The 11,082-nt window shown below is 38.6% G+C and carries 11 protein-coding genes; all 11 read right to left on the minus strand.

The genetic code is table 11. From position 1 onward, the window contains the following. Nucleotides 1-15: 15 nt before the first annotated feature. The gene (locus tag HT720_RS09300) at nucleotides 16-2,667 is read right to left on the minus strand and encodes a valine--tRNA ligase (RefSeq protein ID WP_173275933.1); all 2,652 of its coding nucleotides are present in this window, start codon (nucleotides 2,665-2,667) and stop codon (nucleotides 16-18) included. Nucleotides 2,668-2,680: 13 nt separating this feature from the next. Beyond that, nucleotides 2,681-4,504: a DUF262 domain-containing protein gene (locus HT720_RS09305; protein ID WP_050202754.1), complete on the minus strand. Its 1,824-nt coding sequence runs from the start codon at nucleotides 4,502-4,504 to the stop codon at nucleotides 2,681-2,683. Between the two features lie 282 nt (nucleotides 4,505-4,786). Continuing rightward, on the minus strand, nucleotides 4,787-5,182 hold the full coding sequence (locus HT720_RS09310; protein WP_000038635.1) for a helix-hairpin-helix domain-containing protein: 396 nt from the start codon (nucleotides 5,180-5,182) through the stop codon (nucleotides 4,787-4,789). Between the two features lie 95 nt (nucleotides 5,183-5,277). Further along, entirely contained in the window at nucleotides 5,278-5,532 is a 255-nt protein-coding gene (locus HT720_RS09315) for a DUF1912 family protein (RefSeq protein ID WP_000119707.1), read from the minus strand. Nucleotides 5,533-5,541: 9 nt separating this feature from the next. Then, on the minus strand, nucleotides 5,542-6,876 hold the full coding sequence (locus tag HT720_RS09320; protein WP_173275937.1) for a DUF438 domain-containing protein: 1,335 nt from the start codon (nucleotides 6,874-6,876) through the stop codon (nucleotides 5,542-5,544). Then, on the minus strand, nucleotides 6,876-7,109 hold the full coding sequence (locus HT720_RS09325; protein ID WP_000368739.1) for a DUF1858 domain-containing protein: 234 nt from the start codon (nucleotides 7,107-7,109) through the stop codon (nucleotides 6,876-6,878). The genes HT720_RS09320 and HT720_RS09325 overlap by 1 nt, the downstream gene beginning before the upstream one ends. Before the next feature lie 265 nt (nucleotides 7,110-7,374). Continuing rightward, complete coding sequence (locus HT720_RS09330) at nucleotides 7,375-7,557, minus strand: hypothetical protein (RefSeq protein WP_050252318.1); 183 nt, start codon at nucleotides 7,555-7,557, stop codon at nucleotides 7,375-7,377. Between the two features lies 1 nt (nucleotide 7,558). After that, nucleotides 7,559-8,338 (minus strand): hypothetical protein, encoded by a 780-nt coding sequence (locus HT720_RS09335; protein ID WP_173275940.1) that lies wholly within the window; start codon nucleotides 8,336-8,338, stop codon nucleotides 7,559-7,561. Nucleotides 8,339-8,705: 367 nt separating this feature from the next. Beyond that, complete coding sequence (locus tag HT720_RS09340) at nucleotides 8,706-9,815, minus strand: SPFH domain-containing protein (protein WP_173275943.1); 1,110 nt, start codon at nucleotides 9,813-9,815, stop codon at nucleotides 8,706-8,708. 12 nt (nucleotides 9,816-9,827) lie between these two features. Then, nucleotides 9,828-10,385, minus strand: a complete 558-nt coding sequence (locus HT720_RS09345; protein ID WP_000386255.1) for a hypothetical protein — start codon at nucleotides 10,383-10,385, stop codon at nucleotides 9,828-9,830. Nucleotides 10,386-10,405: 20 nt separating this feature from the next. After that, nucleotides 10,406-10,909 carry a hypothetical protein gene (locus HT720_RS09350; protein WP_173275946.1) on the minus strand — a complete coding sequence of 168 codons (504 nt, stop codon included), beginning with the start codon at nucleotides 10,907-10,909 and terminating at the stop codon, nucleotides 10,406-10,408. Between the last annotated feature and the right edge of the window lie 173 nt (nucleotides 10,910-11,082).

Genomic DNA, 11,082 nt, shown 5'->3' on the forward strand with positions numbered 1-11,082 from the left:
ACCGTGTTTCTGTGTTTATTTAACGAGTTTCTTCATCTCATCAATACGTGCTACGGTCGCGTCGTATTTCGCTTGGTAGTCAGCTTGTTTGTCGCGTTCTTTTTGGACGACTTCTGGTTTGGCATTGGCTACGAAGCGTTCGTTAGAGAGCTTCTTGCCGACCATATCCAATTCTTTTTGCCATTTAGCCAGTTCCTTGTCGAGACGAGCCAATTCTTCTTCGACATTGAGGAGGTCTGCCAGTGGTAGGTAGATTTCTGCTCCAGTGATGACACTTGACATTGCCAGTTCAGGTGCAGGGATGGTTGAAGCGATTTCCAAGTGTTCTGGATTTGTGAAGCGTTTGATATAGTTGACATTGCTATTAAAGAAGGCTTCCAAGTCGCTATCGCTTGTCTTAACAAGGATGGTGATAGGTTTGCTTGGTGCTACGTTTACTTCCGCACGCGCATTACGAACAGCACGGATCAAGTCTTTGAGGCTTTCCACGCCAGTGTGAGCTGCAAGGTCTTCAAAGGCTGGATTGACAGTTGGGTATGCTGCTGTAACGATAGAGCCTTCTGAGATTTGTCCAAAGATTTCCTCTGTCACGAATGGCATGATTGGGTGGAGGAGACGAAGGATCTTGTCCAAAGTATAAAGGAGAACAGAACGTGTGATGACTTTCTCTTCTTCGTTGTCGCTGTATAGGACTTCCTTGGTCAACTCAACGTACCAGTCCGCAAACTCATCCCAGATGAAGTTGTAAAGGATGTGTCCAGCGACACCAAACTCAAACTTATCAAAGTTGGCAGTTGCTTTTCCAATGGTTTCATTGAGGTTGTGGAGAATCCAGCGGTCTGTGACATTTCCAGCTTCCTTGTTGACTACTTTTTCCACATTGGCAGTTGCTTGCTCAAGGGTCAAGCCTTCATTGTTCATGAGGATGTAGCGAGAGATATTCCAAATCTTGTTAATGAAGTTCCATGAAGCATCCATTTTCTCGTAAGAGAAGCGCACGTCTTGACCTGGTGCTGAACCGTTTGAAAGGAACCAACGAAGGGCATCGGCACCATATTTCTCAATGACATCCATAGGGTCAATCCCGTTACCAAGAGATTTCGACATCTTGCGTCCTTGCTCGTCACGGATGAGACCGTGGATCAGAACGTTTTGGAATGGCTGACGGCCAGTGAATTCCAAGGATTGGAAGATCATACGAGATACCCAGAAGAAGATGATGTCGTAACCTGTAACCAAGGTTGAAGTTGGGAAGTAACGTTTGAAGTCTTCTGAATCGACATCAGGCCAGCCCATGGTTGAGAATGGCCAAAGAGCAGAACTGAACCAAGTATCCAAGACGTCTTCGTCCTGAGTCCATCCGTCACCTTCTGGCGCTTCTTCACCGACATACATTTCACCCTCAGCATTGTACCAAGCAGGGATTTGGTGACCCCACCAGAGCTGACGAGAGATTACCCAGTCGTGGACATTTTCCATCCATTGGAGGAAGGTATCGTTGAAACGAGGTGGGTAGAATTCGACCTTGTCCTCTGTGTCTTGGTTGGCAATAGCATTTTTAGCCAATTGGTCCATCTTAACAAACCATTGTGTAGACAAGCGTGGTTCAACCACAACACCTGTACGCTCTGAGTGACCAACGCTGTGGACACGTTTTTCGATTTTGACAAGGGCACCGATTTCTTCCAGCTTAGCAACGACTGCCTTACGAGCTTCAAAACGGTCCATGCCTGCAAATTCAAAGGCCAAGTCATTCATAGTTCCGTCATCGTTCATGACGTTGACTTGTGGCAAGTTGTGACGTTGACCCACCAAGAAGTCGTTTGGATCATGGGCAGGGGTGATTTTAACAACACCAGTCCCAAACTCAGGATCAGCATGCTCATCCCCAACGATTGGGATTAATTTATTAGCGATTGGAAGGATGACGTTTTTACCAATCAAGTCCTTGTAGCGTGGGTCTTCTGGATTGACCGCAACCGCAACGTCCCCAAACATAGTCTCAGGACGAGTTGTGGCAACTTCAAGGGCGCGTGAGCCATCTTCCAGCATGTAGTTCATATGGTAGAAGGCACCTTCGACATCCTTATGGATAACCTCGATATCAGAAAGGGCTGTGCGAGCTGCTGGGTCCCAGTTGATGATAAACTCACCACGATAGATCCAACCTTTCTTGTAAAGGTCCACAAAGACCTTACGAACAGCTTTAGACAAACCTTCATCAAGAGTGAAACGCTCACGAGAGTAATCTACAGAGAGCCCCATCTTGCCCCATTGTTCCTTGATGGTAGTGGCATATTCGTCTTTCCATTCCCAGACCTTCGTCAAGAAAGATTCACGACCTAGGTCATAACGTGTAATGCCCTCTCCACGCAAGCGCTCCTCAACCTTAGCCTGAGTGGCAATCCCAGCGTGGTCCATCCCCGGAAGCCAAAGCGTATCGAAACCTTGCATGCGTTTTTGACGGATGATGATATCTTGCAAAGTAGTATCCCAAGCGTGACCAAGGTGAAGTTTCCCAGTTACATTTGGTGGCGGAATCACGATTGAATAAGGCTTAGCCTTTTGATCGCCTGAAGGCTTGAAAACATCGGCATCAAGCCATTTTTGGTAACGACCAGCCTCAACCTCGGCTGGATTGTATTTAGGTGAAAGTTCTTTAGACATGTGTTTGTCCTTTCTAGTTAGTAACAAGATTGTAAAATTCTTCTAATAATTTATCGCGGCGTTCTGTTATATTTTTTTCTTCAAAATTTTCTATGTTATCTCGTATATCTTTAATAAGATTTACATTAGAATTCTCGTACATACTTTTCTTATCAGTAGAATTGGTGTGTTCAGTATTCTCTAGTAGAACAAGATTTCCTAAATCATAAACAATGTCACCAAGTTCATTTTGATTTTCTCTATCAACAATGTGCTCAATTGATAAATCATACACATATTTCAAAGCTTTATTTGCAGTGTTTTTACCATCTAACCTAATTCTCTCAGTTTCAAGAGAAACTAGAATATATTTCGCTAAATCTCTCGCTTTTAAATCTTTTGCTCCTTTTATTTTATTACCTTTGTCAAAAACTTTTTTACTTTTCTTTATTAATTCTATGCTAGGAGAAACTGTGTCTAATTGATCTTTTATAAAATTATTTAAAGAGGAAGTGTCTAGCTTCTCTGCATTAAATTTATTTGCCATTTGTTTATAAATAGCTTGAATTTTATTGGTTGTTGAAGGACCTCCCGTAGCTTTTATAGAATTAAGAACATTGTATTTTGTCACCATTGAAATAATTGATTTAAATTGTTTACTTTTTATACGGTTATCATTCATAGCATTAAATAAACTCAAGAATGCCATTCTAAACTGTGAGTATCCTGATGCTTTCAATATCTCCAAATTTTTCTTAATAATAAAGTTATCATCCTGATTAAAATATTTTTTAGTTCCAAAAAGATCATCATCTTCAGATGGATTGCATATAACTCTATAGAATTCTACATACTTTATACAATTATCTAAAAAATTACTATATTCATCTTCAGAAATTTTCTTCGTAAAAGTTTCGAATAATTTAGTTTGAGTTGTGTTAATTCCAAGAGAGTTAAAAAAATAATAGAAATAATCCGAAATATTTTCGTCAAGTTTATAAAGTATATCTGTTATGTGATTCCACTTTCTAGATGTCTCATCATGTTCATCATCTAAAACTTCAAAAATCCGGCTCTTAATTAGATCAATTTCACTTAATCTTAATCCCTTAGAATTGAAATTTTGATAAATTTTATTAACATCTTTTTCATCAACAGAATAAATACAAATAACTGTTGAATTAAGCAATTGTTTCCCTAAATAATCTATGTATTTGATGTAATCCTTAGGATCCCATATAATATCAGGTTCTTTACTATTTAACCCTTCCAAAAGCCTTTCTTGTAATAATTGATCTTTTATGAAATCAAAAGCTTTTCGTAGAGTCTCTTGAGAAGTATTTGTTGTTTCTTCTTTAGAAGCATCATGTGTACCTAGCTTCAGAATATCATAAGGGAGAATCGGATTCAGATTTTTATTAACTAATCTAGTTTTTGTCACTGTCTTTCCATCAGAAAAATGAGGAAAAATTAAATTAGTATTATAACCATGTGAATAAGATTCATCATCTCCTGTATTAACATTATATGATTCTATAATGTCTTTGATACATGCTAAAAATAAAGTCATGGTTGTAAGACGTTGCTGACCATCAATAACCTTATATGGCTTTTCAACACTGGCTTTTGTAACATCTCCAACCAATAAAATTGTTCCAAAAAAATAATCTGTTATTTCTGTTTCAAAAACTACTTTTTTTCCACTTACTGACAATGAGAGGTTCTTTCTTATATCAGAAATAAAATCCCTATATTGCTCTTCTTTCCAAGAAAAGTCCCTCTGAAAATTTGGCACTTCATATATATTTCGTTCAGCGAATACTTGTTCTATTCTTTGATCTTTTGTTCTAAAATTCATAATTCCCTCCTGTTACGTAAATCCTAAAATAGCCCCTGCCATCTACATGACAGGGACGAATGTATTTATCCGCGGTACCACCCAATTTCGGGCAGTTGCCCGCAACTCTCGTCTTTAAAACAAAAAGACACTTTTATTTCAATTTTTCATCCATTAGCAACCAGTTTTGACACATTTGTGGACTTCTCAGCTCCGCCACTTTCTGTAAAATGTGGGATTCAAAACACCTCTAATGGCTCTATTGTAGCAAGATTTTAACGGAAATGCAAGGAACAAGAAAAATTACTTGAACTTGATACCATTTTCTTTCAATTTCTTGATGGTAGCTGGGCCGATTCCTTTCAAGGCAAGAAGTTCTTTTTCAGTCCAATTTTTGAAATCTGAAGCAGATTTGATGCCTTCATCATAGAAAGTTTTGGCACGATCAAGTGGAAGTCCACCCAAGTTTGCTGCAAAATCTTCTACAGAATTGGCTACTTTTTGAGCTTGCTCTTTGGTAGCTTCTACTGCTTGTTCAACCTTTTTAGAAACAGCCTTACCAGCTTGGCTCGCTGACTGCTCAGCACGTTTTACGACTTTTTTTGTCTCTTCTACAACCTTAGTCACAGTACTTGAAAAAGCACCTGCACGACGGAGGCTATTTCGTAATTGTTTTTTACGATTGAGTTTCTTTGACATGATAAAATCCTTTCAATAAAAAACCCCTGCTCTGACAAGGATTTAATATAAATATTCTATCAAGATTTTAGTAAAAAATCAAGAATCTATCTCGTTTAATAATTTCGCTCACCAAACAAGCCTTCTGGCAAGTCATGAAATCCCTTGCCTGCTTTGAAGTTTTCAAACTTACCAAGCAAGAACTGATAAGCATCCAAGCGGCTCTCATAACGAATCATGGCATCTTTGGCACGCTCGTCCTGGTCTTCTTCATAAACTTTTTGACTTTCCTTGTGTGCCATGTCATTGATCATAATCTGGGTATTGACCCAGGCTTCAAATTCCTTCATAAATTCTTGTTCGTAACTCATTTTTTCTCCTTATTCTAATCCACGAAAATAGTCTGTGTCAATCTCTCGGTAGGGCTGAATATCCTGAACGTATTCCAGCACACCTTGGAATTCTCCGTTTTCATCGTGCACTGCAGCATAAGTGATGTGGACAAACTTGCCTCGCGACTCTGACTTGAACCACATTTCATACTTATCTTTGCTTCCCTCACGAAGCCCCTTCATGATTGTTTTGACCTTGTCCAAATACTTAGGCGGATGGCAGAGTTCGACATTGCGCCCGACTTGAGACGGTGTCCGTTTGAAAATCATCTCATCAGCTGGCGCATTGTCATTGTAATACTGGAAAATGTCTTCTTTATTGACAAAGGTAATCTCCATAGGGAGGTTATTGAGAATCAGATTGGCCTGCTCGACTGAGAGATAACCATTCCCAAAAGCCTGTTGACTATGACGGTCCAGCACTGTTTCCTTTTCCTTAGGGGTAAAGGTAATGGTAAACTGGCCTTCTGGCGTATCGATAACTTGCTGAACTTGACCCTCTACCGTATCTAGCTGCACAGGCTCCCCTGCACTCTTTTCCTCAACAAAACTCTGTCTTTCTGGTACCCATTTCTCAGACGGACGGATGATGGCATAGCCATAGGCATCGCTCTCCTCCGCAATCTGAAGCCAGTCATCTTGAGTAAAGGACTCGAGGAGAATCATGAGAAGGATGGACTCTTCCTTGAAAATCATACTTTCAAACTCTGTCGCAAAGGCTTCAAAAGCTTCTTTTACGCTGCTAATTGACACTTCTGGTAGTGACTTGGCTGTCGCTAAAGCTGTTTGAAAAAGTTCCCTGATCTGGTCATCCACTCCCCACATGACCTTAGGAGGTGAATCGTGACCATAGCGCTCCATGATGGGGAAAAATAGCTCTTCCTTACGCTGGTAGTGGATGTCAAATTGACCGACAAGGCCCATCTGTCGAACCAAGCCCTTACGCATCTCCGCCAACATTTCCTCGTCTTCCATGGTCTCATAGGTATCTAACAATCTCCGAATACGAATCAAGGCAGCACGGAGGGCCAGATTTTCATCCTTGAAGACACGAACTGGGTGACCTGGGTGCTCGGTATCTGAAACTTCGACATCCTTAACAGCATTTTTAAAAAGATTAGCATGGACATCACAGAGTTCCATGACATCTTCAAAGGTGACACCTGAGTCTGAGTTCATCAGCTCGTGCTCCATGAGGGAAATCTCTATGGCTGAGACACCCGCAAAGGTCGCATCAAAACGCTCCTGAACCGACTCAGGAGAGGCGCCATTATGCAATTCTAACAAAATATCCCGTAGGACATGAATCCGTTCATCTGCCATTAGTCTAATCCGATCACTTCGTAGCCATTAGCTTCCAGTGTGCGGACAATCTTGTCCATAGGAGTTCCTTCCAGCTTAGAACCCTGTTTGAGCGATACCTTACGACCGACTGTGTTGCGCATCAAGGGATTAGCAAGGGGTTTAAAACCAAGCTCCACTAGGATTTCCAAGACTTCTGGATGCTTGTCCACCACTTCTGCAACAGGAATTGACACATCGATGATATTGTCCATGACGACCTCCATTGTATGTTCTAAAATGATTTTACTGCTTATATTATACCATATGGAAAGAGAATAAAAAACTAGCAGTGGAGTTCCTGCTAGTTCTCTGCGACTTGGATTACCATCTAGATAAGTTTAAAGAGCCAATCCAATATCTTAAACACTATCTTGTAAAACAATAATTGGACTGCAAAAGAGATGATCATCCAAAAGAATTTCACAATCCCAATAATCGGTTTGATAAAAATAATGGCAAGAAGTCCCCAGAAAAATTTCATTTTTTATCCTCTGGCTTAATGAGCCACCGAGCCGTATCCATTAACTTGTCAGCAATAAAAAGTTTTCCCAGACCAACAACGGCGTGGTCATCTTTCTTTATCGTTTTCATTACTTTTACACCTTGCATGGTCAAAAAGTAATTCCCATAAGTTTTAGCTAGAATTTTTATGAGTCCCATATTACTCTCCTTCGAGGATTTCAGCCTCTTTTCGGATTGTTTCAACATCTTCTTGATATTGAACTTCACTATAGTTGACTAGCTTGGATAATTCTTTCTGCAAGCTTTCCCCCATTGGTTTCATAGTTGCAAAGGTTAAACCACCTGAAATGATACCACCCAAGATAGGAATGAATTTTCCCATTCCTTTGGCCAGCCCTCCCTTGGTCAGATTCACACCAAATATTCTTAAGACTTTTTTCAAAATAGGGTACCAAAGCGTCTTTGTTAAAGCTTTATTAGGCACTATTTTCATTACCTGTTTGGCAATTGTTATACCACCTGCACGTAGCAAGGCAGCGGTTCCATTTACCCCCAACATTACACCTAGATAAAGCAAGAGAGTATTTTGAGCATCTTCACTCAACTCCTCGCGTGAAGCCCAAAGATCCTCATAACCATAAATATAACCTAATTCTTGAGCCAATTTCAGAGAGAAACCATAAAATTGAGCCACATCAGCTGGAATGGTAATTGCCATGGCAAGTCCACCTGGTAATCCTGCAACAACAGAAGTTCCACTCGCCAATAAAACATTATCCCTAATACAGGCATTAGCCACTCGATCTAAGATTTCTTGAGATAAGAGAGACGTTGGGCCTTGTTCTAATAAAGTAGGAATGTCCTGTGGATCCAATTCTTTGGAAAACTTATCCACTAAAAATTTCGAACGTTCAACCTTAACAACTGGTAGTTTTACCACTTGTTGTAATACTTGCATAGCTAAGTCTTGTTCAGCCATATACAAACTCCTTTTACTTCTGTAAGTTATATTCTATGATAGCATACTCTTTTAAAGTATGTTTCAAATTCCCCTCAAAAATTTTCAAAAAATCCTTAGCAACTTATTTGTTAAAGATTTTTAATAGTCTTTGTAGAGACAGCTAAAATATTCAACTCCTACCTTTACAACATGATATTCTATCTGTGAACGATAGTCTATTATTGTTTCAACTAAAATGTTCCTTGAATACACACTAATACTCTTCGAAAATCAAATTCAAACCACGTCAGCGTCGCCTTACCGTACCCAAGTACAGCTTGCGGCTAGCTTCCTAGTTTGCTTTTTGATTTTCATTGAGTATAACTATGAACTTTCGAGCTTCATCTTATAAATCCATAATTTCTTTTTTCTTTCGATCAAATTCTTCCTGAGATAATATACCTGCATCTAAAAGAGATTTTAGTTTTGTAAGTGCTTCTATTTGCTCATCTAATGATAGACTTGGTTTCATGGCTTTTTCATCTAAACTTTGAGCCATATTCATTCCAAATATCATGCCAGCACTATCACCTAGACCATGTTGCTCTACTCCTGATGCAATTTTTTGTTGTGCTGCAATATTAGAAGATTTCTGCGATACATCATCATAAGCTTTTAAATTCATCTTATTTGATGAAAATTGTTTGACCAGTTCCTTAGATTCTGGTGAGAACTCAATATTAGCGATGGCAACTTTTACAATCTCAAATCCAAAACGTTCTTTCCAAGTCCCTGCATACTGTCCATCATTTGATACTTGTTCCGCAAGAACTGCAGCTTGTGAGGGTAATTGTGAAATACGATAAGTTGTTGACAAAGAATTAAGTGCAACAATAAAAGATTGAAGAAATTCTGTTACTATTTGTGATCTAGCTTGAGCGCTATCAAAGGTATAATAAGTCACATTGGCAGGAAGAAAGTTTCTGATAAATTGCTTAGCATCTGTAATTTGGATAGAAAATGTTCCAAAAGCACGTACTTCTAAATCTGTCCCATAAAACAAATCGTTATACATGACTGGGCCACGAGTCCCAAATTTAATATCACGAATTTCTCTCAAATTAACAAAACAAATCTGTTTTTGCTGATCACTTTGACCACCGAATCCAACACGATGAACAACATTGTCAAACAGTGATTTTTTCAATCCATCACCATTAAAAACACTGCTCTCACCATTTTGGTATTCATATCCACCTGGTTCTGTAATAATTTCCTCGATACCAGATTGACTAAAGATAAAGGCAGCAGTATTTTCTGGAATAAAAATCTTGGATCCGTTCGAAATAACACCTACAGATCCCTTCGTATTGACACCCCTACCATTATTACTTTCTTGAACAATACCGGGACTTACAGCTGTATGTTCATCAAAAGCTTGAACTGTGATAATTTCTTTCCACTGATCTGCAAATGTCCCACCAATAGAATCTGTGATGGCTTTTATCAACCCCATTTAATTGCCCCCTTATAAACTTTGCTCCATATCACAATAGGCACATCTCACTGTTTGCTTCACTTGACCTGACAAAGGTGCTCCACAAAAGCTACACTTGGTTGAAATCTTTTCTGGCTCTGCATCCTTAATCCCAAGCCCTGCTTTAAAAGTGTCAAATGTATCCTTAAATGTTTCTGCTAAAACATCTGCTCCGAATAAGCTGCTATCCCCCAAGGTTTCAAAATTGCTTGTATCACCTGAAATCAATTTAATAATGTTTCTAGCCCACTTGTCAGTATCCTTAGTATTATTAAATGAAAAGATAGCTTGTCCGCCATTATAATAAATTTCCAACCGTTTCACACCATTGGTTTTGGTTACTGAAACTTGAGGTTTCCCTTCAAAAATTTTAATCTGGTTAATAGGAATGGTAACCTGGTCTTTTTTCCCTCCCCAAAAACCTTTTTTAATATGTACTAAGTGTAGATTCGTTAAAATTAATTCATCTGTAGCCAAACCATTTTTCCCAAAACTCACATGGTCACTATTCATAACCATATATTCATGTGGCAATAATTGATAATCCATATTGAACTCCACTCTTCCTATTAAAGACTAGCTTTCCACTGCTCCACTTGTTCATGTAGATTATCACGATAATCTTTTAGAGTCTTAATCACTTCTTCTTTCCCTTGAATCGGTGCTTTCTTTAGTGGACCATATTGTTTTTTCAAATCTTCCATTTCTTTTTTAGTGCTATCTTTCAGTTCTTGGATAGCAGCACTATCTTCTAAAACAGTCCCTTTAAAGGCTTCATCTGCTTCTGTATAGTAATTATCGATTATTTTCTCATTCATAATCAAGTAATCTTCATAGGTTTTTATAGACTCAATTGTCGTATCGCTAACATCTTGTGGGTTAAAATCGCTTGAACTGAGTTTTTCTTTTGCTTTGGCAAACAATCCTTTCTTTTCAGAACTACTAGATGAAGTTTCTGTTTGATTCTCACTAGAAGAGCTACTTGTCTTTTCAGAAAGAGAACTACAAGCAACTAGGGTAGAGACAGAAAGACATAGCAAAGCTAAACGACAAACTTTTTTTACATTATTCATTGATAGAATCTCCTTTTATTTATGAAATCATCATATCATATTTCCTAAAAAAAAAAAGCATTTTCTAATTAGATAAACATTAAAAAATACAGAATCCCTTTTTTAAAAGAATATTTTTCCATTTCAAATTCCACTTATTTCCCCACCAAAAAAAGGCTCTATAATATTTGTAG

The organism is Streptococcus sp. 68 (assembly GCF_013277415.1).
Classification (GTDB): Bacteria; Bacillota; Bacilli; order Lactobacillales; family Streptococcaceae; genus Streptococcus.